This window comes from Lentzea sp. JNUCC 0626, from assembly GCF_043632865.1.
In the GTDB taxonomy this organism is placed as follows: domain Bacteria; phylum Actinomycetota; class Actinomycetes; order Mycobacteriales; family Pseudonocardiaceae; genus Lentzea.
Window position 1 is genome coordinate 852,926 of sequence record NZ_CP171635.1, and the last position, 23,683, is coordinate 876,608.

Sequence of the window (23,683 nt, forward strand, 5' to 3'; positions counted from 1 at the left end):
CCCCGGTTCCCCTCTCCCCGGGACAAGAACCTAGCCGCAGAACGCCGTGATCGTGCCGGTGAGCACGTCGGTCAACCGGTCCAGCGAGGCGAGGTCGACGTACTCCGTCGCCGCGTGGGCGCCCGCGCCGTCGACGCCGAACAGCAGGCAGGGGATGCCGGCCTGGTCGAGCAGCGCGCAGTCGGTCCAGAACGGCTCGGCGCGGATGATCGGTTCGGCGTCGAGGTGGGCGATGAGGGTTCTCACGATCTCGGCGTCCGGGTCGGCCTCGAACGGGTCTCTGGCGAGGCCTCTGGTGAGCGTGGCTCGGAAGTCCGGGACCGTGGTGGTGAGGTGGTCTAGGATGGTTTGGAGTTCCTGCTGCGGTGACTCGCCCGGGACGGTGCGGCGTTCGAGGGTGATCTTGCAGCTCGCCGGATAGGTGGACGCCTCCTCGCCGCCGGTGATGAGCGAGGCGTGGACCGTGCCGGTGCCGAGCAGGTGGTGCCTCGGTCCGGTGGCCAGGTCTTCTTGGAGCTGCTCCAACGCGACGAGGAAGTGGCCCGCCTTGGCGATGGCGTCGATGCCGAGCTCCGGGCGTGAGCCGTGCGCCGCCTTGCCTTCGATCTCGACTTCGAACCACACGAAACCCTTGTGCGCCAGGGTGACCTCGAGGTGGCTGGGCTCGGTGACGATGGCGGCGTCGGAGGTGAACGACTCCAGTACCTCTGCCGTGCCCGTGCTGCCGTGTTCCTCGTCGGCCACGCACGCGACGATGACATCGCCACGCAACGGGCGTTCGGTGGCGCGTGCGGCGGCGACCATCATGGCCGCGATGCCGCCCTTCATGTCGAACGTGCCTCGCCCGTACATTCGGCCGTCTTCGATCCTGGGCTCGAGCGGGTCGCCGTCGTAACCCGCGAGCCCCACGGTGTCCATGTGACCGTTGAGCATCAACGACTTCCCGCCGCCGGTGCCCTTCTTGACGGCGACGATCGACGGCCTGCCGGGGCGTTGTTCCAGGCGGTGGACCTCGAAGCCGTTCTGGTGGAACCAGGTGGTGCAGAAGTCGGCGATTTCTTCCTCGCCGTTGCCGCCGGGCACGAGGTCGGGGTTGACGGAGTCGATCGCGATCAGGTCCGCGAGGAGGTCACGGGGGTTCACGGGCGTCCTTCCGTGCTGATGAGAACGACGGTGCCGAGCTCGCCGAGGTCTCCGCGGACTTTGCGGAGCCCGGCCAGGGGTGCGGCGCCGCACGGTCCGGAGTGGACGTTGAGCGCGTGGAGGTCGTGCATGGCCTTGGCGCACTCTTCGTCGGAGATCGCGACGGCGCCGTCGAGGCCGTTGCTCAGGTAGGGCCAGGAGGTGGCGGACGGCGTGCCGCAGTTGAGCCCGGCCATGATCGTGGTGCCGGTGGGGATGGTCTTGAGTTCTCCCGCTTGGAGGCTCTCCAAGACACAGGCGGCGGTGTCGGGTTCGACCGCGAGCAACCGGGTGTCCGTCTCGTGGCTGCGGTAGTGGGTGATCACGGCCTGGGCGAACGAGCCGACGCCGACCGGGATGACGACGAGGTCGGGTTCTGCGGGGAGTTGCTCGTCGATCTCGTGGCAGAGCGTGCCGTAGCCCTCGACGATCCACGCCGGGACTTCCTCATAGCCGGGCCAGCCCATGTCCTGCACGAGGACGCCCTCAGCACTCGCGGCCTGCGCCACGGCGTCGTCGTACGTGCCGTCGACGACCGTGACCTGGGCGTTCTCCTGCCGGATCGCCTCGATCGCGGGCGCCGGGACCGCGTCGGGAACGAAGACGTGCGCCTTGTGGCCGTTCAGCCGGGCCATCCTGGCGACCGCGCGGCCGTGGTTGCCGTCGGTTGCGGTGGTGAGCGTGACCTGGCCTTTTGTGTTCTTGAGGACCTGATGCACGGCCCAGGAGGCACCGAGAGCCTTGAAAGCGGGCAGGCCGAGCCGGGAAGATTCGTCCTTGACGAACAGTCGGCCGACTCCGAGCTCGGCGGCGAGGCTCGGGAGTTCGGTCAGCGGAGTGGGCGCGTAGTCGGGCAGGCCCGCGTGGAAGTCCCGCACCTCGGCGGGGGCGGGCGGGCATCTCCAGCTGCGGGCCTGTGGCCGCGAGAACTTCATGCTCGACAGCGTGCGGGTGGCGTGGATCATCGGTCCAGCGCATGTTTTCGACGTGTATCGGTGGGCGAAACCGAAGGGTTGGGGTGCCGTGAGTGACGAGGAGCTGATCGTCGAGTTCGCGCTGACCCGCCTCGACAACCCGCGGCTGGACCTGGAGGAGGTCGCCGCGCTGGTGGTGCGGCGGGTCGGGCCGGAGCGCATGGTCGAGTTCGCCGGGCAGACCCTGGTGCACCGCGACGAACTGCGCGGCGCCGTGTTCCCGGCCGCGGTCGAGCACGTGCTGCGCGTGGTGCTGACGTTGCGCGGGCCGCGCGACTAGAGAGTTTTCGCGGTCTGCAGGGTCAGGTCGACGACCTTGGTGGCGAGCGGGGACAGGGTGCGGTTCGCCTGCCAGGCCAGGTAGATCTCGCGCGGGGTCAGTTCCTCGATCTCGTGGGTGACCAGGCCCGTGGTGTCGTCGAGGGCGAGTTTCGGCACCACGGCGAGGCCCATGCCGGCGCGGACCATCGAGAGCACGCCGCGGTTGTCGGCCGTGCGGAAGACGATCAGGGGCTTGATTCCGTGGTCGGCGTAGACGCGTTCGACGCGGGCCTGGTCGCAGATCGGGGGCTGGGCGACCATCGCCGTCTGGTGCAGTGCGGTGAGGGGGACCGGTCCTGGCGCGAACTGGCCCGGCCTGGTGACCAGCACGTACGGGTCGTCGAGGATCTTGGTCTGCTCCACGTCGCCGGTCAGCTCGCCGTCGAAGAAGACCAGGTCGAGGCCGTCGGCGGTGGGCTGGTCGGTCTCCTCCTCGAACAGCCTGATGTCGGCGTTCGGGTGGTCGTCGAGGAGCCTGCGGACGACAGTGGGGAGCAGGACGTTGGTGATGCTCTGGAACGTGCCGATGTCGACGCGGCCCTCGCCCGCCTTGAAGCGTTCGACGGCGTCCTCGGTGGCCTGAGCTCTGGCGAGCAGGTCGCGTCCGTGCTTCAGCACCACTTCGCCGAGCGGGGTGAGGCGGACGGGTTTCGGGCCTCCCGGGCGGTCGAACACCGCGCCGCCGACGGTCTTCTCCAGGGCCGCCACCTGCTGACTCACGGCCGACTGGGTGTAGCCGAGGCGGTCGGCGGCGCGGCCGAAGGTGCCTTCGGTGGCGACCGCGTCGAGAGTGGCGAGATGGCGGAGGTCGAGCATTTGATAAGCGTAGCTTGTTGATTTGAGCAGAATCTATCGCTTTTGTTTATGGTCTGGCGTTCCTAGCGTTGGTCGCATGAACCCACGATGTGCGCTTTGGTTGCCGTTGTTCGACGTTCTCGCTGATCCCGCGCTGGTGGCTCGCCTTGCCGCCGAGGCGGAGGAGGCCGGCTGGGACGGGTTGTTCGTGTGGGACCACGTGCGGTGGCGCGAGCCGGTGACGCACGTGGCCGATCCGTGGATCACGCTGACCGCCATCGCCTGTGCGACCTCGACGTTGCGGTTCGGGCCGATGGTCTCGGCGATCACGCGTCGTCGTCCGGTCAAGCTCGCTCGCGAGACGGCGTCGCTGGACGTGCTGTCCGGCGGGCGGCTCGTGCTCGGCGTCGGACTCGGCAGCGACCGGTTCGCCGGGGAGTTCTCGCGGACCGGCGAGGAGTGCGACGACCGGGTGCGCGGGCGGATGCTGGACGAGTCGTTGTCCGTGCTGCGCGCGGCGTGGTCCGGTGAGGTCGTGCGGCATCGCGGGTCGTATTACACGGTGGACGGGGTGTCGTTCCTGCCGCGTCCGGTGCAGCGGCCCGGGGTGCCGGTGTGGGCGGCCGGGTTCCCCGGCAACGCGCGGCCGATGCGGCGGGCGGCCGGGCTGGACGGCTTCTTTCCGGTGAACCTGTCGTCGGCCGGTGAGTTCGCGGACGCCGTTGGGCAGGTTGAGGGGTTGCGGGTGGGTGACGGGCCGTTCGACTACGTCTGCGAGGTTGAGCCTGGTGCTGACGTTGATGCCTATGTTGCCGCTGGTGCTACTTGGTGCCTTACGGCGTTTGACCCTGCGTCTCTCTCGTTGGATCACGTTCGGGGCGTGCTGCGCGATGGGCCGGCGGTGCGGTGATGCTCGTCAACGGCGTTGAGTTGTGTGTGGAGACGTTCGGGTCTTCTGACGATCCGGCGGTGTTGCTGATTCATGGGGCGTGCGCGTCCATGCTGTGGTGGGAGACGGAGCTGTGCGCCTCTCTTGCGGCGCGCGGTCGGTTCGTCATTCGCTACGACAACCGTGACACCGGTCTGTCCGTGAGCTATCCACCTGGGGCGCCTGGGTATGCGCTGTCCGACCTGGCGCTGGACGCGGTGGGGATCTTGGACGCGTTGGGGGTGCAGCGCGCGCACGTGGTCGGGCGGTCGATGAGCGGGGCGATCGCGCTGGCGTTGGGCGTGGAGCACGCCGCGCGGGTGGCGTCGCTGACGTTCGTGGCGACCACGACCGGCGATCCTGGGCTGCCTGAGATGACCCCTGAGTTCTTGGAGGCGTCTTCAGCGCAGTCGTCGTCTGACGTGGAGAACATCGTGTCGGTGCTACGGGCCTATGCGGGTTCGTCGCCGTACTTCGACGAGGACGCCGTGCGCGCGTTGGCCGTTCAGGACGTCGCACGGACCGTGAACATTCAGTCGGCCATGACCAATCACTTCTGCATGGAGTTCGACGCACCTCGTAGTGGTGGGTTCGGCGATGTAGTCGCACCGACGTTGGTGGTGCACGGCGCTATTGACCCTGTCTATCCGTTGGCGCATGGTCGTGCGTTGCGCGATGCGGTGCCTGGTGCGTCGTTGCTCGTGTTGGACGCGGTGGGGCATGACCTGCCACGCGCCGTGTGGCCGTTGTTCGTGGATGCGCTTGTAGTGCACACGAGTACATGACTTCGTCGCGGCTGGTCCGTTCGGCCGATCGCCGGTTGCCGTTCAACGGCTCCAAACGACCTGTCGTCGTGCGCGGGCGGCGCCCAGGGGTGGGTTGCTGATCGACTCGGAGGTGTGGGGAACGTTCGAAGGCTGGACCGGACGATCATCGATGTCGAGGAGGACGCGCGGCGGATCTGGTGCGAGCTCACCGGGAATGGTGACCTCGAAGGGTTGTTGGCGTTCACACCGCTGTCGCGCGCCGTGATCGAGTTGCTGGGGGAGATGGCGGACGCGGACGCCGATCCCGTCCGGCTGGCGACGGTCGTGCGGAGGTCGTTCACGCAGCGGTCCGCCGTGTACTCGCTCAACCTCGTGCTGCTGCACGTCGTGTTGTCGCCGTTGTGCACGGCACGGGAAATCGGGGTGGAGGACTGGCCCCGGCTGGCGGCGTTCTGGCGGTCGCAACTGTCCGATGCGGACTGGCGGGCGGTGGTGGGGCTGCTGTACGTGAGCTGGGACGAGTCGTCGCCGGTGCTGGGCATCAGTTCTGGGGCCACTGTGGACGCGGGCGGGTTGCGTGAGGCGGTCGCGGAGGCTCGTTTCATGGGAGACGCCGCGGGCAAAGCGTTGAGCTATATGGCCGAAGCGTTGCCAGCAGGGCGTTACGACGTGCATTACGCACGGGCCGTGATGGAGCTTGCGGCGTCCCCGGTGGAGCCGTGGGAACGGGCCGCGCACTACCTGTGGTGGGCGGACCAGTTCCCGGATCTGGTGCTGGAGTGCCTGCGGCGGGACGTGACCGTGGGCGCGGAGACGTTGCGGGAGCTGGCGAAGACGTCGCTGGCGGAGAGCAGCGCGTTCGTCGTGCAACTGTGCGACCGGATCGGCAGGGGAGGGCACGACGAGGAGTTGCTCGACGTGTTCGACGCGCTCGGCACGCCGCGGATCGACCAGTGGTGTGAGATCGCGATGCTCGACGCGTGGCTGCGGCTGCACGAGCAGGGATACCGGCACGCGCCGCACCGGCGGACGGACCTGGTGCGGGTGCTGAGGTCCGCCGACTTCGAGATGATCAGCCAGGTGCGACCCGATCTGGTGTACCGGTGCGGGACCGTGGCGCACGAGATCGGCCTGTTCGGGTGAGTTCGAGCGGGACTCGAGCGGGCCTCCAGGCTCGACCGTCCGTTTTTGTCGGTGCTGCCGGGTAACGTCCCGTCCATGAGTGCTGCTGGGGATCGGATTCAGGAGCTCGCCGCCCGGATCGTCGAGCTGCGTGACGCGTACTACCAGGGTGAACCGCTGGTGGCGGACGCGGAGTACGACGCGATCGAGGACGAGTTCCGTTCTCTGGTCGCCGAGCATCCTGAGCTGGCGCCGGAGGACAACCCGCTGGACCACGTGGGCGCGCCGTCGGTGCTGCACGCGCCGGTGCGGCACTCGCGGCCGATGCTGTCGCTGGAGAAGGCGAACAAGCCGGAGCAGGTCGAGTCGTTCTTCGCGCGGTTCCCCGGCCAGCCGGTGGTGGTCATGCCGAAGCTCGACGGGCTGTCGTTGGCTCTGGTGTACGAGAACGGGCGTCTCGCGCGCGCCGTGACGCGAGGCGATGGCACGACGGGCGACGACGTCACGTTCCTGACGCGCGCGCTGTGTGATGGTGTGCCGGACAAGGTGGACGCACCCGGCCGCGTGGAGGTGCGCGGTGAGTGCGTGATGCTGCGGTCCACTTTCGACAAGTACAACGCGGCGCACCCCGACAAGCCGTTGATCAACCCGCGCAACGCGGCCGCGGGCACGTTGCGCGCGAAGGACCCCAAGGCCGTCGAGGGGCGGCGGATGCAGTTCTTCGCGTTCGACCTCACGACCGAGCCGGAGAGCGCCGACTCCGACCTCGACGCGGGCCTGCGCAAGCTGGGCTTCAGCGTGGCGGAGATGAAGCACTGCACCACCGCGGCCGAGGCGCAGGACCTCATCGGCGGCATCGAGCAGGCCCGCAACACCCTCGACTACGACCTCGACGGCGCCGTGCTGCGCCTGGCGAACCGCGACGCGTTCGCCGCCGCCGGCACCCGTTCGTCCTCGCCGCGCGGCGCGATCGCGTACAAGTTCGCCGCCGAGGAGAAGACGACGGTGCTGGTCGACGTCGTCTGGGACGTGGGCAAGACGGGCAAGATCGCGCCGGTCGCCTGGCTGGAGCCGGTCTTCGTCGGCGGCACCACCGTCACCCGCGCGACCCTGGCCAACCAGGAGGTCATCCGCTCGCGCGGCATCAAGATCGGCGACACGGTCCTGGTGCGCCGCGCGGGCGACGTGATCCCGTTCGTGGCGGGCGTCCTCGACGAGTCGAAGCGCACCGGCACCGAACGCGAGATCGTGCCGCCGTCCACGTGCCCGTCGTGCGCACAACCGCTGACCGAACAGGGCAACAGCCGAGAGTTGTTCTGCACCAACACGGTCTGCCCCGCGCAAACCGTGCGCCGCCTGATCCACTGGTCCTCCCGAGCCGCCGCCGACATCGACGCGATCGGCCAGGTGTGGATCGAACGCCTGGCGGAGACCGGCGACCTGGTGAACCCGTCGGACTTCTACACCCTCACCAAGGAACGCCTGCTGGAGTTCGACCGGGTGGGCGAGATCTCCGCGACCCGCATGATCGAGTCCATCGACCGCAGCCGCTCCGTGGGCCTGCGCCGAGCCCTGATCGGCCTCTCGATCCCGATGGCCTCCGAAGGCACCGCCGCCCGCCTGTGCCGAGCGGGCTTCGGCTCCCTCGAAGAGGTGGCCGACGCAGGCGTCGAAAAGCTCGTGGCCGTAGAGGACATCGGCCAGAAGGTGGCCGAATCCCTCACCCACCACCTGGCCCGCCTGCGCCCCGAGATCGAACGCCTGCGGGACCGCGGCGTGTCCCTGGAAGTGCGCGAGGAAGACCTCCCGCCCGTCGTGGTCGCCGGTGCACCTTTGGAAGGCAAGGCGGTCGTCATCACCGGCTCCATCAGCGACCCGCGCTCCGGCGAGAAGGTGACCCGCCCGACGTTCCAGAAGATGTGCGAACGAGCGGGCGCCACCGCCGCCTCCTCCGTCTCGGCCACCACGGACCTGCTCATCACGGGCGAGGGAGTGGGCGCGAGCAAGCTGACGAAGGCGGAGAAGCTGGGCGTCGAGGTGGTGGACCAGGGCGAGATCTGGGAGAAGCTGATCGCGGCCGGCATCGCCTAGGCCCGGCCGGCGGCCACCGGGGCAGCTGAGCTCGGCTGGACCGCGCGCGCCGGAAACCGCTTGGCCGTGGGGAATGGGGCGGCTGCGCGGCCGGCGCGACGCTGGCAGCTGGTGGGTCGCTGGGAATTGGGGCGGCTGGGTTGCCGAGGGCGACGCTGGCATCTGGTGGGCCACAGGGAATGTGGCGGCTGGGTTGCCGGGCGCGGCGTAGGCAGTCGGTGGGCCGCTGGGAGTGAGCGCGGCTGGTACCCGGCAGTGGATTCGTCGTCGGGAACCGGGCGGCCGCTGCTCGTCGAGAGCGGCGCGGCCAGCCGCCAGCCCCGCCAGGGCCGACCACCGGTCCCACACCGTCGGCCTCAGCCATCAGCTCCTACGGCCGCACCGCGCGGCGGGCGGGGCGGCGTGGCCGTTCTTGGGCATGAGAAAGCCCCCATGCTGCCTGGGGGAGGCCGGCAGCCTGGGGGCGGCAGGCCACCGAGCCGTGGGGGGTGTGCGGCTCGGCGGCGAAGTGTGAGGTGGTCGGTGCGGCGGTCGCCTCTCGGCGGGTGGCTCTGCGCGGCTCCGGTCGGACCGGTGTTCCGCGAAGGCTGTTGTGTGTGGGGCCCGGGGACTCGATCCGCGCCGACCGTCTCGTACAACGGCTTGGGGTTCCGTTGTGTTTCCTGGTGATCTGTGTGCTCGCTCACCAGGAGTCTTGGTGGTGCAAGGGAATGCTGGTGGGAAGGCCCTCAAGCCGCCTGGGGGTGAACGGCTTGAGGGCGAAGCTGCTGGTCGGCACGGCGGTCGCCTCGCGGCGATGTGCACAACGCGGTTCCAGCCGAACGGTATTCCGCGGAGGCTATCCAAGTGGGGCCCGGGGACTCGTTCCGCGCCGACCGTCTCGTACAACGGCTTGGGGTTCTGTTGTGTTCCAACGGGAACTGTGTGGCCGGTCACCACACCGGTCCAGGAAACCTTCTCGTGCAAGAAGAAGTGGCCGGCGCGGCAGGAGAGGTCCGCGCCGGCCACGATCGCCCGCAAGCCGTCTGTCGGGGAGGATGACGGCTTGCGGGCGAGCCGGTGAGGTCGGTGCGATCGGTCGCCTCTCGGCGAAAAGCGCTGCGCGGCACCAGGTTCCGTGGTTGTCCGCGAAGGCGTTGAGGTGAGGCCCGGGGGACACGGACCGCACCGACCAACCTGTACAACGGTTTTGGTACCCCGTGTGTTTCACCGGTGATCTGTGTGGTCGCTCACCGTGAGTAGTTCTACGGGGTCGACGGCCGGCCGGGCGCGGAGGGCTGTTCGCGACCCGAACCCTGCGGCACGACCAGGCCCGACTCGTAGGCGATCACGACGAGCTGGGCGCGGCCGCAGGCGTGCAGCTTCGTCATCGCGCGGTTGACGTGGGTCTTCGCCGTCAGCGGGCTGATCACCATGCTCGCCGCGATCTCGTCGTTCGGCAGGCCGCGCGCTACCAGCGTGACGGCCTCGCGTTCGCGGTTGGTGAGGTGCGTGAGGTTCGGGCTCGGACGCGGTGGCACGCTCACGTAGCGGTCGATGAGTTTGCGGGTGATCGACGGGGCGAGCAGCGCGTCACCGCGTGCCGCGACCCGGATCGCGTGCAGGAAGTCCTCCGGCAGCACGTCTTTGACGAGGAACCCCGCCGCCCCCGCCTTCATGGCGTGGAAGACGTACTCGTCGAGCCCGTAGTTGGTCAGGATGACGACGTGCGTGTGCGCCAACAGCGGGTCGGCGGCGATGCGTGAGGTCGCTTCGATGCCGTCCATCTCGGGCATCTGGACGTCGATCACGGCGATGTCCGGGAGGTGCCGGCGGGCCTGGTCGAGGCCTTCGACATCGGTGGACGCCTCGGCGACGACCTCGATGTCGTCCTCGGCGTCGAGCAACGCGCGGAACCCGCTGCGGATCAACGGCTGGTCGTCGACCAGCAGCACGCGGATCACGGCTGTGCCACGGGGAGTTCGGCCTGCACGCGGAAACCGCCCTCGCTGCGGGGTGCCGCCTGGAGCCTGCCGCCGAGCGCGGTGACGCGCTCGCGCATGCCGAGCAGCCCGACGCCGGGTTCGGGAACGTGCCCGGACGCGTTGCCGTCGTCGGCGACCTCGATGACCACCGCGTCCCGGCGGTAGCCGATGTGAACGTGCGCACTGGTCGCGGCCGCGTGGCGGGCGACGTTCGTGAGCGACTCCTGCACGATCCGGTACGCCGTGCGCACGACCGAGCGCGCACGTTCGACCAGCGCCGGAACGTCCCTGATGCCGTGCGGCGGGCTCTTGTCGTCGTCCCGCATGACCAGGAGCGGCTCGGGCACGGTCTCGCCCTTCTTCTGGGCGAGGTGGACGGCGACCTCGGCCTGCAGCTTGATCACCGAGATCTGGTGGGTGAGCGAGTCGTGCAGTTCGCGGGCGATGTGCAGCCGCTCCTCGTCGGCCCGCCGCCGCGCCGACTCCTCCTTGGTGCGTTCGGGTTCGTCGGCCCGCCGCTCGGCCTGCCGCAGTACCTCACCGGCGGCCGCGGCGGCGACCAGCCAGGCGATCTGCAGGACGTCCCTGGTCTGGGTGAACGCCTCGTACGCGGTCAGGTCGCGTGGCGAGACCAGCGCGGCCAGCGGGATCGTGGCGATCAGCAGCACCGATCCGGCGAGGGTGAAGACGCGGTGGCCCGCGGAGGCCGGTCGCGACGAGCACGGTCCTGGGAGCCGACCGGCGGGCGGTGAGCGCCAACCCGCTCGCCGCCAGCAGGACGTAGGCCGGCGTGGTGGCGGGATGGGCGGCCACGACGAGGCTCACGGCCACGCCCGCGGCGATCGCCCAGTCCAGCCAGCGCCTGGTCATGGGAGCACCCTGGATGGCTTCCGCCGCTGGTAGATCGTGCGCGGGGAGGATTTCGGACTACTGCGGGCGCGGTACTCGAGTGTTCACCGAGGACGGAGAGTCAGCCCGGGGCGGTCCTGCGAGCGTGGCACCCAGGAGTCTGCGCTCGCACGACGACCAGCTCCGCGAGGCAGCTCAGGCTGGTGCCCATGGTGCTTTCCGCTGCATATGAACTGACCGCCGGTCGAGCGTGGTCATTGGTCGGGATCGTCGTCGGCGCGCTGGGGCTGTTAGCGCTCACGCGACGCAGAGGAACGTGGGCGCTGGGGCTGGGCGCCCTCGGTGCGGTGATCGGGGTGTTCGTCGTGCTCGTGGCCGAGGGTGGGCCCGGCACCGGCTACGGCATCGTCGGCGGCTGGGTGTCGCTCGTCGTCGGCGCGGTTGCCCTCGTGCTGGGCGGGGTGGCTAGGCGAAGAGCCGCTCGGGCTGGTGCACGGCACGGCGAGTGATCAGCCCCGCCGCACCCCGCACCACCGCGAACTCGCCGAGCGGGGAGGCCACCAGCCGGGTGTGCCGTTCGCCGCCCGCGAGCACCCGGCTGTCCATTTCGGACCGCACGGCGTCGTGGAGGTGGTCGTACAGCACGGCGTAACTGCCGCCGAGCACGACCGTCGGCACGTCGAAGAGGTTCGTCAGCGTCGCGATGCCGACCCCGAGCGCCTCACCGGCGTGCCGCACGGCGTCTAGGGCTTTGGCGTCACCGGCGGCCAACGCCTTGCGCAACGAGTCGAGCCGCCGCCGTCCTGCCTCGCGGAGGATGACGTCGAGGCCCGCGTACCGCTCGACGCACCCGCGGCTGCCGCAGGTGCAGGGGATGCCGTCGCGTTCGATCACGACGTGGCCGAGCTCGCCGGCGAACCCGCTGACGCCGCGGTACACCTCGCCGCCCAGCACGACTCCGGCGCCGATGCCGACGTCCGCCGTCACGTGCACGAAGTCCTCGCCCGCGAGGTGCCGCGGCCAGAGGTGGGCGAGCGCGGCGAGGTTCGCCTCGTTGTCCAGCGACACGTCGAGGCCGAGGCGGCCGGAGAGGTCCGCGGCGAGTGGTTCGCCGACCAGGCGCGGCAGGTTCGGGGCTCTGACCACCACACCGTCGTGCACCACACCGGGGATCGCGAGCCCGGCGCCGAGCAACGGACGCGGGCCGGTCACCTCGCGAATGAGCGCGCACAACCGGTCCAGCACGTCCCGCGCGGACACCTTGCGCAGGTCGGCGGGCACGAGCCGGCGTTCGAGGGTCTCGCCGTCGAGGCCGAGGGTCTCGACGGCCAGGTGGCTGACGTTGATCTCGGCGCCGACCGCCACGGGCCCGTCGGGGTGGAAGCGCAACGGCTTGGACGGCCTGCCCATGCCGGCGAGCGTGGCCGGTTCCTCGACCAGGATTCCGTTGGCCAGCAACGGTTCGGTGAGGTTGGACAGGGTCGCTTTGGTGAGGCCGGTGCGGGCCGCGAGGTCGGCCCGCGAGCCGGGGCGGTCGACGAGCGCGAGCAGCACCGTCCGCAGGTTGCCGAGGCGGACCTGCCTCAGGTGGTCGACGGTGGTCATCGCGGCCAGTATCGCGGTGTGCCGGCCCGCACGCGGACGCCGGGTGCGGGCCGGGCCGTCATCGGCTCAGGTACTTCGTCGCCGCGTCCGCGTACCGCTCGCGGATCGACGGCACCGCGTCCGCCTCGAACCGCGTGCTGTCCGCGCCCGCCCACTCCGGCGGGGTCTCGCCGCCCGTGAGCGTCCACGCCGCCTGCCGGGCCGCACCGTCAGCGACGTACTCACCGGGCGCAGGGACCGTCACGGGCACACCGAACACAGACGGTGCGATCTCCCGAACGGCAGGAGAAGCCGCCGCTCCTCCGACGAGCCGCACGCTCGTGACGTCCGCACCCTGCGATGCCAACGCATCGAGGCCCACGGCCAGACCGCACAACATCCCTTCCACCGCCGCACGCGCGATGTTCGCGGGCGTGGCGTTGGTGAGCGTCAGACCGTGCAACGCCCCAGTCGAGTCAGGCAGGTTCGGCGTTCGTTCACCCTCGAAATAAGGAACCAGCACCAGTCCTTCGGCACCGGGCCGGGCGGACAACGCCAGGTCGCTCAGCGTCGCCAGGTCGACACCCAGCATGCGGGCGGTCGCGTCCAGCACGCGGGCGGCGTTCAGCGTGCACGCCAACGGCAGGTAGCGGCCCGTGGCGTCGGCGAACCCCGCCACGATCCCGGACGGGTCGGCCGCCCGGACGTCGGCCGTCGCCGTGACCACCCCGGACGTGCCGAGCGACACCACGACACCGCCGCCCACACCGAGCATGGCCGCCGCGTTGTCCCCGGCCCCCGCCCCGAGCCGCACCGGTCCGTCGACGTACGCGGCAGGCCCGAGCACCTGCGGCAGCACCACGTCGGACCTGCCCAGCGCCAAAGACACCAGCTCGGGCACGTAGGAGTTCGTCACCGAGTCGAAGTAGCCGGTGCCGGACGCGTCCGAGCGGTCGGTCACCAGATCGGACAACGCCCCGGTGCCGCGCAGTCGCCACGTCAGCCAGTCGTGCGGCAGGCAGACAGCGGCGGTGCGCTTGGCGTTGTCCGGCTCGTGCTCGGCGAGCCAGCGCAGCTTTGTGATCGTGAACGACGCCACCGGCACGAGCCCGATCCGCGTCGCCCACTCGTCAGCCCCGAGCTCGGAGGTCAGCGAAGAAGCGGCCGCCGCGGAACGGGTGTCGTTCCACAGCAACGCCTCCCGCACCACGGCGCCGTCCTCGTCGAGGCAGACCATGCCGTGCTGCTGGCCGGCGACGCTCAACGCCGCGACGTCGTCCAGCCCACCGGCGTCGGCCAGCGCGGACTCCAGGGCCGTCCACCAGTGCGAGGGGTGCACCTCGGTGCCGTCCGGGTGAGCCGCGCGGCCCTCCCGCACGAGCCTGCCCGTCTCCGCGTCGCGGACCACGACCTTGCACGACTGCGTCGAGGAGTCGACGCCGGCGACCAGCGTCATGTCAGCGCGCTCCGGTGAGGTGCTCGATCGCCAGCTGGTTGAGGCGCACGAACCCGTACCCGCGCTCGGCCGCCGCGTCGACGTCGAACCCGGTGTCGGCCAGCAGGTCGTCGTACGACTCACCGGCGTTCAGCGTGGGCTGCCCCAGCTCGGCGACGCCCGCGGTCTGCAACGCCTCCTGCACCTCCGGGTCGGCCCGGAACGCCGCCGCGCGGTCGCGAAGCAGCAGGTAGGTGGCCATGTTCGCCTTCGCCGAGTCCCACACGCCGGTGATGTCCTCGGTGCGCGACGGCTTGTAGTCGAAGTGCCGCGGGCCGTCGTAGCCGGCCGTCTCGAGCAGGTCGACGAGCGCGAACGCGTTCATCAGGTCGCCGTGCCCGAACACCAGGTCCTGGTCGTACTTGATGCTGCGCTGGCCGTTGAGGTCGATGTGGAACAGCTTGCCGTGCCACAACGCCTGCGCGATGCCGTGCACGAAGTTCAGGCCCGCCATCTGCTCGTGCCCGACCTCGGGGTTGAGGCCGACGAGCTCGGGCTTGTCGAGCGACGAGATGAACGCCAGCGCGTGGCCGACCGTCGGCAGCAGGATGTCGCCGCGCGGCTCGTTGGGCTTGGGCTCCAGCGCGAACCGGATGTCGTAACCGCGGTCCGTGACGAACTGGGTCAGCAGGTTCATGCCCTCGCGGTACCGGTCGAGCGCCGCCCGCACGTCCTTGGCCACGTCGTACTCGGAGCCCTCGCGGCCGCCCCACAGCACGAACGTCTTGGCGCCGAGCTCGGCGGCCAGTTCGATGTTGCGCAGCACCTTCTGCAGCGCGAACCGGCGTACGCCGCGGTCGTTGCTGGTGAAGCCGCCGTCCTTGAACACGGGGTGGCTGAACAGGTTCGTCGTCACCATCGGGATGACGAGCCCGGTCTCCTTGAGTGCGTCCTGCAGACGGCCGATCTGCTGGTCGCGGTGGGTCGCCTCGAAGCCGAACAGGTCGTCGTCGTGGAACGTCAGGCCGTAGGCGCCCAGCTCGGCGAGCCGGTGCACCGCCTCGACCACGTCCAGTTCGGGGCGCGTGGCCTCGCCGAACGGGTCACGACCCTGCCAGCCCACGGTCCACAGACCGAAGGAGAACTTGTCCGCCGGAGTGGGCGTGCTCATCATCCACCTCATTCGTTCAATGCTTGAACTTAGTCTGGACAGTACGACGCCACGCCCGTGATCGCAATCGGTCAGATCCGGGCGGCCACGGCCTCGACGGCAGGAGCCAGCGCGGCGGCGATCGCCCGGTAGCCCGCGGCGGACGGGTGGAAGCGATCACCGGCGAAGAGCGACGGGTCGGCGGCGAACTGTGGCGTCACGGCGCGTTCGACGTGCGCGACCACACCACCCGCGCGGATCACGGCCCGTTGCTGGGCCTCGGCGTACTGGCGGCTCGCGGCCGACACGATGTCGCGCAACGCGGGCGGCACGTGCGCGACGACGCTCAGGTCCGGCGCCGTGGCGACCACGACCTCGGCTCCGGTCGCGCGCAGGTCCGCCACCGCGTCGTGCAGCTGTTGCGCGCCGACGTCCGGCGGGACGAACCGGGTCAGGTCGTTCGCGCCGATCACCACCACGGCGATGTCGACCTTGCCCGCCGCCCGGACCTGGGCACGCAGGTCCGCGGACTTGGCGCCGGGGAAGGCGCGCACTTGAAGATCGATCTGGTGACCTGCCGCCCTGAGGTGCTGGGCGAGCAACGGGCCGAGAGTGTCCTCGCGGCGAGTGCTGCCCACTCCGGCGGCGATCGAGTCACCGAGCAGACACAAACGCATGGTCGTTGAACGAAGGTGGGACCTGTGGTGTTCCGGGGAACAAACCGCGTCATGGTGTGGTTGTAGGAAATGGGTTCCGTCGGAGTGTCGATCTGTCTACACTCCACGATCATCACCGAGACGAGAGGAGACCGGCCGTGCGTACCGCCGTTGTCGTTCTCTCGTCCCGTTTCGACGTGATCCTCGTGTCCTCGCACCCCGGTCGCCTGCTGCGCGCCGGGCGCCGGAGTGTCTGACGAACCCCTGACGGTGGTTCGTCGGGTCATCGCGCTGACCCCGTAAGTCCTTGGAACTGAAGGCAAAACCATCATGCGCACGATCACGTTGAACGCTGTCCGCAACCTCGGCATCCTCGCCCACGTCGACGCGGGCAAGACCACGCTCACCGAACGCTTCCTGTTCGCCACCGGCAGCACCTACAAGCGCGGCGAGGTCCACGACGGCACCACCGTCACCGACTTCGACCCGCAGGAGCGCGACCGCGGCATCACGATCTTCGCCGCAGCCGTGACCTGCACGTGGGACGGCCACCGCATCAACCTCATCGACACGCCGGGCCACGTCGACTTCGCCGACGAGGTCGAAAGGTCCCTGCGCGTGCTCGACGGCGCGATCGCGGTGTTCGACGGCGTCGCCGGGGTCGAACCGCAGAGCGAATCGGTGTGGCGCCAGGCCGATCGGCACGGCGTGCCGCGGATCGCGTTCGTCAACAAGCTCGACCGGGCGGGCGCGGACCTCGACGCCGTCGTGGCGTCGATCCGCACGCGGCTGCATACCGTGCCGCTCGTCGTGCAGATGCCGATCGGCGCGGAGGACGGGTTCCGCGGCGTCGTCGACCTGGTGCGCATGCGCGCGCTGGTCTGGGACGACGATCTCGCGGAAGGCCCTGTGCCGGAAGAGCTGCTGGCCGAGGCACGACGACGCCGTCGCCTCCTGGAGGAGACGGTGGCGGAGCTGCACCCCGATGCGTTGGAGGAGTTCTTCGAAGGAGGCCTGTCCGAGCAGACGCTCAGGCGTACGTTGCGCGAGATCACCAGCCAGGGCACCGGAACCGTCGTGCTGTGCGGTAGCGCTTACCGCAACCGGGGCGTGGAACCGTTGCTGGACGCGGTGATCGCGTACCTGCCGTCCCCTGTGGACGTTCCGCCGGTGCGTGGCGTCGACGGCCAGGAACGCAATGCCGACCCGGACGAGGAGTTCGCGGCGTTGGTGTTCAAGGTGAACGCCACCGCCACCGGACGTCTCGCGTACGTCCGCGTCTACTCCGGCACCCTCCACAAGGGAGATTCGGTGCTGGTGGCGGGCCGTGCCGAACGCGTCGGGCGGATCCTGCGCGTCCAGGCCGACCGGCACACGCCGGTCGACGAGGCCGTCGCGGGCGACATCGTGGCACTGGTCGGGCTGAAGTCGGCCCGCATCGGAGCGACGCTGTGCGCCGTCGGTGCGCCCGTGCTGCTCGAACCCCCGGTGTCGGCGGAACCCGTCGTCTCGGTGGCCGTGGAGACGCGGACCAGCGCCGACAACGCGCGGCTCGTCGAGGCGCTGGCGCATCTGGTCGACGAGGACCCGTCCCTGCGGTTCGGGACGGACCCGGAGACCGGCCAGACGGTGCTGTCCGGCCAGGGCGAGTTGCAGTTGGAGGTGGCGGTGCAGAAGGCAAGGACGTCGCACCGCGTGGAGATCACGATGGGCCGTCCGCGCGTCTCGTACCGGGAGACGGTCAGCGCTGGTGTGCGCGGATTCGTGTACCGGCACGTGAAGCAGGACGGAGGGCAGGGCCAGTTCGCCCACGTCGTGATCGACACCGAACCGTTGGAGGACGGGTTCGAGTTCCGCTCGGCCGTCACCGGCGGACGGGTGCCGCAGGAGTTCGTCCGCGCGGTCGAACAGGGCTGCCGGGACGCGCTCGCCGAAGGGCCGCTCGGCCACCAGGTGGTCGGCCTGCGGGTGACGCTCACCGACGGGTCCACGCACGTGAAGGACTCCTCGGAGATGGCGTTCCGCACGGCCGGACGGCTCGGGCTGCGCGAGGCGCTGAAGGCCGGCGCCATGCAGCTGCTCGAACCGATCGCCGAGGTCACGGTGACCGTGCCGGACGAGTACCTCGGCGGGGTGCTCGGTGACCTGGCGACGCGTCGGGGCCGGATTCTCGGCTCGGTCGCGCGAGCCGGGGCGACGGTGGTGACGGCGAGCGTGCCGGTGGCGGAGATGTTCGGGTACGTGACGAGGTTGCGGAGCCGGACGCAAGGCCGCGGCAGCTTCACCAGCACGCCGACCGGCTACGCGCCCGCGTAGAGCACAAGGCCCGACCTGAACCAGGTCGGGCCTTGTGTCATGATCGGCTGAATGGAGCCGTTGCGCGTCATGTCGTTCAACCTGAAGTTCGCCTCCGCCGCCGAGCCGAACTCGTGGGCCAGCAGGCGCCCGGTGATGGCCCAGTTGCTGATGAACGAACTGCCGACCCTCCTCGGCACCCAGGAGGGCCTGTACGGGCAGCTGGGCGACATCGCCCACGACCTCCCCGACCACTACGACTGGATCGGCCTCGGTCGACTGGGCGGCAGCCACGACGAGTTCATGGCGATCTTCTTCGACACCCTCCGGCTCGAACCGCTGGAATTCGACCACGAGTGGCTGTCGGACACCCCGAAGGTCGTGGGGTCGCGGTCCTGGGGCAACAACGTGGTCCGCATGGTCACGTGGATCCGGTTCGCGGACCGTCTGACCGGCAAGCAGTTCGTGGCCGTGAACACGCACTTCGACCACGAGTCCGCGAACGCCCGCCTGCGCAGCGCCGAGGTCGTGCGCGACCGCCTGCAGGCCCAGACGTTGCCGGTCGTCGTCACCGGTGACTTCAACGACGTCCCCGGCTCGCCGCCCTACGCCGCCCTCACTGGCCTCCTGGCCGACACCTGGCTGACCGGTCCGCAGCAGACGCCGGCCTACGGGACATTCCACGGCTACGGCCCGTTGGTTCCCGACGGCCCGCGCATCGACTGGATCCTGACCCGCGGTGCCGCGGTCGAGTCCGCCGCGATCAACACCTACCGGCGAGATGGTCAGTACCCGTCCGACCACCTCGCCGTTCAGGCGTCGATCACCTTCTAGGCGCCCACTCGGGTGGCAGGTCGTGCGAGCAGGTCGGCGCTCCGGCCGCCCGCTGCTGCCGCTGGGCCAGGTACGGCCCGGCGATCTCGGTGCGGGGGACCGGTGCCAGCGCCGTGATCGCGTCCCCTGCGGCGAGCACCTGGCGGCGCATCCGTTCGTGGTCGACGGCTTGCGCGCCGAACGCCGGTGCCCACAGCGTCCACGGGCCGGAGATCATCGCCATCGTCGGGATCAGGTGCGAGTGGAAGTGCGTGCCGATCCCGCCGAACGAGCACTGCGGCGGCACCCGGCCCGGCACCGGCAGATCGCTGCCCGGCAGGACGAACGTGCGATCGACCTCTCGTGCGGTCAACGCGGTTTGGGCGCTCGCGGCGAGCACTGGGCTGCCCGCGAACCAGCCGGAGAACTCGGCCAGTCCGGTGGGTTGCAGGGAACCGTTGGTGGGCAGGAACTCTCGCGTGCCGAGGTGTTCCAGCACGAATGCGAACGCCACCGAACCCGAGTCGTACTCGGCGTCCAGGGCGCGGGCCTTGAACTCGCTGCCCTCGGCCGGCCGGTGCAGGTGACCGGTGGCGAAGACGAACTCGATCGTGCGCGGACGGCACCGCAACGGCTGCCGCGCGAAGTGTTCCGCGAGCGCCAGCAACGCGACGGTGCCGTTCTCCTGCACCCAGCCCACGCCGTCGGTGTTCGCGTCGAGCACGATCCGTTCGCTGCTCAGGCCGGGCAGCGTGGCGACCAGTGACCGGGTGACGGCCGGAATCCTCGCCGCCAGCACGCCGATCGTCGTGTGCGTGCCCGGGGTGAGCTTCAGCGCCGCGTCCGAGCCGACGAACACGCCCGGCACGCGGTAGTGGGTGCCGAGGTGCGGGTCCCAGTAGCCCTTGACCTGCTCGTGCGGGAACGGGAACGCGATCACCACCCCGGCGGCACCGGCCTTGCCCGCGTCCACCATGTCCTGGTCGAGCAGCGGTTCGGCGAGGTAGCCGCGGTCGAGGGCGGGGAACGCGCGCAGCACGACCTTGTTGTGAGCGTTCTCAGGCGTGATCGGGGTGCCCGCGGGCAGGTGGACGAGTTCGCCGGAGCGCAGGCCTGGTGCGGAGTAGGGGATCGCGCCCGCGACCGGCACCGCGCCGCCGGACAGCAGGAAGCCGGGGCCGGGTTGCCAGCGGGTGATCGCCGAGGACTCGGAGCGCACGGACACGCCGGGGAGCCGGTCCGCCTCGCGTTCGAGCCAGGAGATCAGGCGGTTGTGGTTGGGGCTGCCGGTGGCGCGGACGCCGAACCCGGCGACGGTCGCGTTGAGCGCGCGGAGCTTCTTGGCGGACGCGAACGTCTGCTCGTCGATCGTGGGGCCGCAGCCCGTCGCGACTGCAGACGGCGTGGTCAGTTGGAGGGCGAAAACCGTTACGACACCTATGAATGCAACGCATCTGGCGGGGCGCACGCGGCACACTGTGGTCCTGGTGAGCGACGCTCACAATCCGCTGTCCGGGTAGCCAATCGAGACCGTGTCAACCGTCAACGGAAATGGTTTATACCAATTTCCGCTACGGTCCGCGAGATGCGCCTGAAATCGACGTTCGGCCGCGTCGCGGTGATCGCGTACGCGCTGTTGTTCACGCTCGGCTCCACGGGGGTGGCGAGCGCGTCGCACGGCAAGGAGTGCAGAACCCCGTCCATCGACCGGTTGCGGCAGTGGATCGCCAGTGGTGAGGGCGCCACGGAACCCGCGACCGGCAGCATCCTCGTGCCGAAGGGGCGGCACGACCACACGGCGAAGATCAAGTTCCTGGCCGACGACTGGGCGGTCATGGTGGTGTGGCTGGGCAACAAGTTCGAGGCCCAGGCCGATCTGTCCACATCGCACGGTTTCTGGATGACCTACCGCGCCACGAACGATCTCTACGTCCAGTTGCGCCCGGCCGAGTTCTGGAGCGGTGGCGACAAATGGGTCACCAAGGTTCCGTCCACCGGCGGCAAGCTGGTGAAGCGGTTCTTCAGTTTCAAGACAAAGGACTGGACATATCTGCCGGCCCTCGGCAAGCCGTCCTACCCATTCGCCGAGGCCCTCGACGACGCCCGTGGCCTGGTGTTCGTCGGCAACACGAAGAACGACCTGGAGTTCACCAGCCTGAAGATCGACGGGTACCGGCCACCCTGCGTTTACTGAAAACCGGTTACTGTCCCGGGACGTGAGAGCGCTCCCGGTCTTCCTGGTCACTGTCCTCACCGCCGCACTGGCGACGCCCGCGAGCGCGGCGGTGAGAGACGACACCCGGTACGTCGACCCGTTGATCGGCTCGGCGGGCGGCGGCAACACCTACCCCGGCGCGGTCAGGCCGTTCGGGATGATCTCGTGGAGTCCCACCTCGACCCGCGGCGACCAGACGAACACCGGTGCCGCCAACGGCTACGCCTACGACGCGACGCGCGTGCGCGGGTTCAGCCTCACGCACGTCAACGGCGCGGGCTGCCACCCCGGCGCGGCCGGTGACATCCCGATCATGCCGTACGTCGGTGACATCACCTCGTCCCCGACGGCGGACACCAAGGACCAGATCTACGCGAGCGACTTCTCGCACGCCGACGAGAAGGCCGAAGCGGGCCGGTACCGCGTCGGGCTCGCGTCCGGCGCCACGGCCGACCTGTCCGTGACGACCAGGGCGGGCATCGGCGAGTTCACCTTCCCGGTCAACGGTTCGCTGCTGTTCCGCACCTCGAACTCGTTGAACGGCAGCGAGGACGCCGACATCACGATCGACCCCGTGACGAACACGGTCTCGGGCTCGGTGCTCACCGGCGCGTTCTGCGGCCGCCGCGCCAACGGCGGCACCAACAACCAGAAGACCTACTACCGCCTGCACTTCACGGCATCGTTCGACCGCCCGATCTCCTCCTACGGGACCTGGGTCAACGACTCGCTGCGGCCGGGGAGCACGTCGGCGTCCGGTGGTGAGGGCTACCTGACCGGCAACGCCCGCGCCGGCAAGGGATCCGGCGGTTACGTGTCCTTTACGGACAGTTCGGTGCGGATGCGCGTCGGCATCTCCTACACCAGCCTGGAAGCGGCCGAGCGCAACCTCGCGGCCGAGATTCCTCGGCGTGCCACCGTGTCCGACGTCGCGCGCGAGGCTCGCAAGGAGTGGGCCAAGCGTTTGCGAGCCGTGGAGATCGACGGCGGTACCTCGGACGAGCGCACGATCTTCTACACCGCGCTCTACCACAGCTTCCTGCAGCCCAACGTGATCACCGACGTCGGTCAGGCCGCCAGGTACGGCAACTTCTCCGGCTGGGACCAGTACCGGGCCCACACCCAACTCCTGGCTCTGCTGGCCCCGGACGTGGCCAGCGCGTTCGCCCAGTCGTTGCTGGAGATCTCCCGCCGCAACGGCGACCTCTGGGACCGCTGGGTCCACATCACCGGCCCCACGCACGTCATGACCGGCGACCCGTCCGCCCCGGCCATCGCGGGCATGTACGCCATGGGAGCCCGCGACTTCGACGTGCGCGCGGCCTACGACTCGCTGCTGCGCCAAGCCACCGTCCCGCACCCGGACGGCCTCTCCGACAAGGGCTGCCCGGGCCAGTGCGAGGGCCAACGCCCCAACCTCGCCGAGTACATGCGCCTCGGCTACGCCCCGCACGACACGTGCCACTGCTGGGGCGGCGCGGCCGAGACGTTGGAGGACGCCGTCGCCGACCAGGCCCTGGCCGACCTCGGTCGCAGGCTCGGCCGTCCGAACGCCGACATGGAGCAGCGCGCGGGTTGGTGGCGCAACACGTTCAACCCGGCCACCGGCTATCAGCAGGCCCGCCGCGCGGACGGCACCTGGGTGACGCCGTTCAACCCGGCCTCCGACCAGGGCTTCGCGCAGGGCAGCAGCGCCACCTACACGTGGATGGTGCCGCACGACGCCGCCGGCCTCGCGTCGGCGATGGGCGGGACCGACGCCGCTGTTTCTCGGTTGGACGGCTTCTTCAAGCGCGCCGACGGCTCGTGGGCGACGGGTGGCGACGCCCTGCGCTACGACCCGACCAACGAGCCCGGCATCCACACCCCGTGGCTGTACAACGAGTTCGGTCAGCCTCGCAAAACGCAGGAGACCGTCCGGGCGATGGCCCGGCTGGTGTACCGCACGGGGCCGTCCGGGCTGCCTGGTAACGACGATCTGGGCACGATGTCGGCCTGGTACGTGTTCGCGGCGTTGGGGTTGTACCCGCGGACGCCCAGCAGCGCCGAGTTGCACCTGTCCAGTCCGATGTTCCCGAAGGCGCGGATCACCGGTCGGAACATCACGATCATCGCTACCGGGGTGCCCGGGGTGTACCTGCGGGAGACTCGGTGGAACGGGCGGAAGGTTGATCAGCCCTGGTTGCCGGAGTCGTTCGTGCAGCGCGGGGGAGTGCTGGTGTCACGGCTTGAGGGGTGAGCCGCTGACCTCGGCGCGAAGGGACTTCAGCTGGTCCTCGATCTTCCGGCGTTCTGCGGGGACGAGGCGCCGGAACTGCAGTTCGAGCACGGCCCGCGCTCCCAGTTCGGTCGTGCCGAGCAGCCGTTGCAGTGAGGTGAGCGCTGCGTCCTCGCTGTCCGCGTCGGACAGCAGCGCCACCACGGCGGCACGCATCTCGATGGCCTTGCTGATGGCCTCCAGGACCTGTGTCCGCTCCTCGAGGTAGCCCGGCGGGTACGGCACGCTGTTCACCGACTTTCGAGATCTTGCGCGTTTCCGCAG

The 23,683-nt window shown here is 69.8% G+C and carries 20 protein-coding genes and 1 pseudogene; 10 read left to right on the forward strand and 11 right to left on the reverse strand.

The window, feature by feature from the left end; translation table 11 throughout:
• Positions 1-30: 30 nt before the first annotated feature.
• Positions 31-1,143, reverse strand: coding sequence for an ArgE/DapE family deacylase (locus tag JNUCC0626_RS04015; protein WP_394618280.1), 1,113 nt, complete (start codon positions 1,141-1,143; stop codon positions 31-33).
• Positions 1,140-2,147: a pyridoxal-phosphate dependent enzyme gene (locus tag JNUCC0626_RS04020; protein ID WP_394618281.1), complete on the reverse strand. Its 1,008-nt coding sequence runs from the start codon at positions 2,145-2,147 to the stop codon at positions 1,140-1,142. Before JNUCC0626_RS04020 ends, JNUCC0626_RS04015 begins: the two co-directional genes overlap by 4 nt.
• 58 nt (positions 2,148-2,205) lie before the next feature.
• On the opposite strand from JNUCC0626_RS04020, the gene JNUCC0626_RS04025 reads away from it, so the two are divergent.
• Positions 2,206-2,436 (forward strand): hypothetical protein, encoded by a 231-nt coding sequence (locus tag JNUCC0626_RS04025; RefSeq protein WP_285632701.1) that lies wholly within the window; start codon positions 2,206-2,208, stop codon positions 2,434-2,436.
• On the opposite strand, the gene JNUCC0626_RS04030 is transcribed toward JNUCC0626_RS04025, so the two are convergent.
• The gene (locus tag JNUCC0626_RS04030; RefSeq protein ID WP_394618282.1) at positions 2,433-3,293 is read right to left on the reverse strand and encodes a LysR family transcriptional regulator; all 861 of its coding nucleotides are present in this window, start codon (positions 3,291-3,293) and stop codon (positions 2,433-2,435) included. The two genes, JNUCC0626_RS04025 and JNUCC0626_RS04030, sit on opposite strands and share 4 nt — an antisense overlap.
• 76 nt (positions 3,294-3,369) lie before the next feature.
• Here JNUCC0626_RS04030 and JNUCC0626_RS04035 point away from each other — a divergent pair, with 76 nt between their 5' ends.
• The 4 genes from JNUCC0626_RS04035 (at position 3,370) to ligA (ending at position 8,180) form a co-directional block, all read left to right on the forward strand.
• Positions 3,370-4,182 carry an LLM class flavin-dependent oxidoreductase gene (locus tag JNUCC0626_RS04035; RefSeq protein ID WP_394618283.1) on the forward strand — a complete coding sequence of 271 codons (813 nt, stop codon included), beginning with the start codon at positions 3,370-3,372 and terminating at the stop codon, positions 4,180-4,182.
• Complete coding sequence (locus tag JNUCC0626_RS04040) at positions 4,182-4,985, forward strand: alpha/beta fold hydrolase (RefSeq protein WP_394618284.1); 804 nt, start codon at positions 4,182-4,184, stop codon at positions 4,983-4,985. Before JNUCC0626_RS04035 ends, JNUCC0626_RS04040 begins: the two co-directional genes overlap by 1 nt.
• Before the next feature lie 114 nt (positions 4,986-5,099).
• Positions 5,100-6,110: a hypothetical protein gene (locus JNUCC0626_RS04045; RefSeq protein ID WP_394618285.1), complete on the forward strand. Its 1,011-nt coding sequence runs from the start codon at positions 5,100-5,102 to the stop codon at positions 6,108-6,110.
• Between the two features lie 75 nt (positions 6,111-6,185).
• The gene (ligA, locus tag JNUCC0626_RS04050) at positions 6,186-8,180 is read left to right on the forward strand and encodes an NAD-dependent DNA ligase LigA (protein ID WP_394618286.1); all 1,995 of its coding nucleotides are present in this window, start codon (positions 6,186-6,188) and stop codon (positions 8,178-8,180) included.
• Between the two features lie 1,244 nt (positions 8,181-9,424).
• Here ligA and JNUCC0626_RS04055 read toward each other — a convergent pair.
• Together JNUCC0626_RS04055 and JNUCC0626_RS04060 are read right to left on the reverse strand one after the other, a co-directional pair.
• Positions 9,425-10,123, reverse strand: a complete 699-nt coding sequence (locus JNUCC0626_RS04055; protein WP_394618287.1) for a response regulator transcription factor — start codon at positions 10,121-10,123, stop codon at positions 9,425-9,427.
• Positions 10,120-11,014: pseudogene (locus tag JNUCC0626_RS04060) on the reverse strand (sensor histidine kinase). The gene JNUCC0626_RS04055 and the pseudogene JNUCC0626_RS04060 overlap by 4 nt, the downstream one beginning before the upstream one ends.
• A 188-nt stretch (positions 11,015-11,202) precedes the next feature.
• Here JNUCC0626_RS04060 and JNUCC0626_RS04065 point away from each other — a divergent pair.
• A complete protein-coding gene (locus JNUCC0626_RS04065; protein WP_394618288.1) occupies positions 11,203-11,502 on the forward strand; it encodes a DUF6223 family protein in 300 nt (99 codons plus the stop codon).
• Here JNUCC0626_RS04065 and JNUCC0626_RS04070 read toward each other — a convergent pair.
• The 4 genes from JNUCC0626_RS04070 to JNUCC0626_RS04085 all read right to left on the reverse strand — a co-directional run bounded on the left by JNUCC0626_RS04070 (position 11,459) and on the right by JNUCC0626_RS04085 (position 15,839).
• On the reverse strand, positions 11,459-12,598 hold the full coding sequence (locus JNUCC0626_RS04070; protein ID WP_394618289.1) for an ROK family protein: 1,140 nt from the start codon (positions 12,596-12,598) through the stop codon (positions 11,459-11,461). The two genes, JNUCC0626_RS04065 and JNUCC0626_RS04070, sit on opposite strands and share 44 nt — an antisense overlap.
• A gap of 58 nt (positions 12,599-12,656) precedes the next feature.
• Positions 12,657-14,033: a xylulokinase gene (gene xylB / locus JNUCC0626_RS04075; RefSeq protein WP_394618290.1), complete on the reverse strand. Its 1,377-nt coding sequence runs from the start codon at positions 14,031-14,033 to the stop codon at positions 12,657-12,659.
• A gap of 1 nt (position 14,034) precedes the next feature.
• A complete protein-coding gene (xylA, locus tag JNUCC0626_RS04080) occupies positions 14,035-15,186 on the reverse strand; it encodes a xylose isomerase (protein WP_394621963.1) in 1,152 nt (383 codons plus the stop codon).
• A 68-nt stretch (positions 15,187-15,254) separates the two neighbouring features.
• On the reverse strand, positions 15,255-15,839 hold the full coding sequence (locus JNUCC0626_RS04085; protein ID WP_394618291.1) for an SGNH/GDSL hydrolase family protein: 585 nt from the start codon (positions 15,837-15,839) through the stop codon (positions 15,255-15,257).
• A 309-nt stretch (positions 15,840-16,148) separates the two neighbouring features.
• On the opposite strand from JNUCC0626_RS04085, the gene fusA reads away from it, so the two are divergent.
• Both fusA and JNUCC0626_RS04095 read left to right on the forward strand, forming a co-directional pair.
• Positions 16,149-18,134, forward strand: a complete 1,986-nt coding sequence (gene fusA / locus JNUCC0626_RS04090) for an elongation factor G (RefSeq protein WP_394618292.1) — start codon at positions 16,149-16,151, stop codon at positions 18,132-18,134.
• A 51-nt stretch (positions 18,135-18,185) separates the two neighbouring features.
• Positions 18,186-18,947, forward strand: a complete 762-nt coding sequence (locus JNUCC0626_RS04095; RefSeq protein ID WP_394618293.1) for an endonuclease/exonuclease/phosphatase family protein — start codon at positions 18,186-18,188, stop codon at positions 18,945-18,947.
• On the opposite strand, the gene JNUCC0626_RS04100 is transcribed toward JNUCC0626_RS04095, so the two are convergent.
• On the reverse strand, positions 18,937-20,394 hold the full coding sequence (locus JNUCC0626_RS04100; RefSeq protein WP_394618294.1) for a hypothetical protein: 1,458 nt from the start codon (positions 20,392-20,394) through the stop codon (positions 18,937-18,939). The two genes, JNUCC0626_RS04095 and JNUCC0626_RS04100, sit on opposite strands and share 11 nt — an antisense overlap.
• A 117-nt stretch (positions 20,395-20,511) precedes the next feature.
• Here JNUCC0626_RS04100 and JNUCC0626_RS04105 point away from each other — a divergent pair, with 117 nt between their 5' ends.
• Both JNUCC0626_RS04105 and JNUCC0626_RS04110 read left to right on the forward strand, forming a co-directional pair.
• On the forward strand, positions 20,512-21,120 hold the full coding sequence (locus tag JNUCC0626_RS04105) for a hypothetical protein (protein ID WP_394618295.1): 609 nt from the start codon (positions 20,512-20,514) through the stop codon (positions 21,118-21,120).
• A 22-nt stretch (positions 21,121-21,142) separates the two neighbouring features.
• Positions 21,143-23,380 (forward strand): GH92 family glycosyl hydrolase, encoded by a 2,238-nt coding sequence (locus JNUCC0626_RS04110; protein ID WP_394618296.1) that lies wholly within the window; start codon positions 21,143-21,145, stop codon positions 23,378-23,380.
• On the opposite strand, the gene JNUCC0626_RS04115 is transcribed toward JNUCC0626_RS04110, so the two are convergent.
• The gene (locus JNUCC0626_RS04115; RefSeq protein WP_394618297.1) at positions 23,363-23,644 is read right to left on the reverse strand and encodes a hypothetical protein; all 282 of its coding nucleotides are present in this window, start codon (positions 23,642-23,644) and stop codon (positions 23,363-23,365) included. The two genes, JNUCC0626_RS04110 and JNUCC0626_RS04115, sit on opposite strands and share 18 nt — an antisense overlap.
• Positions 23,645-23,683 lie beyond the last annotated feature (39 nt).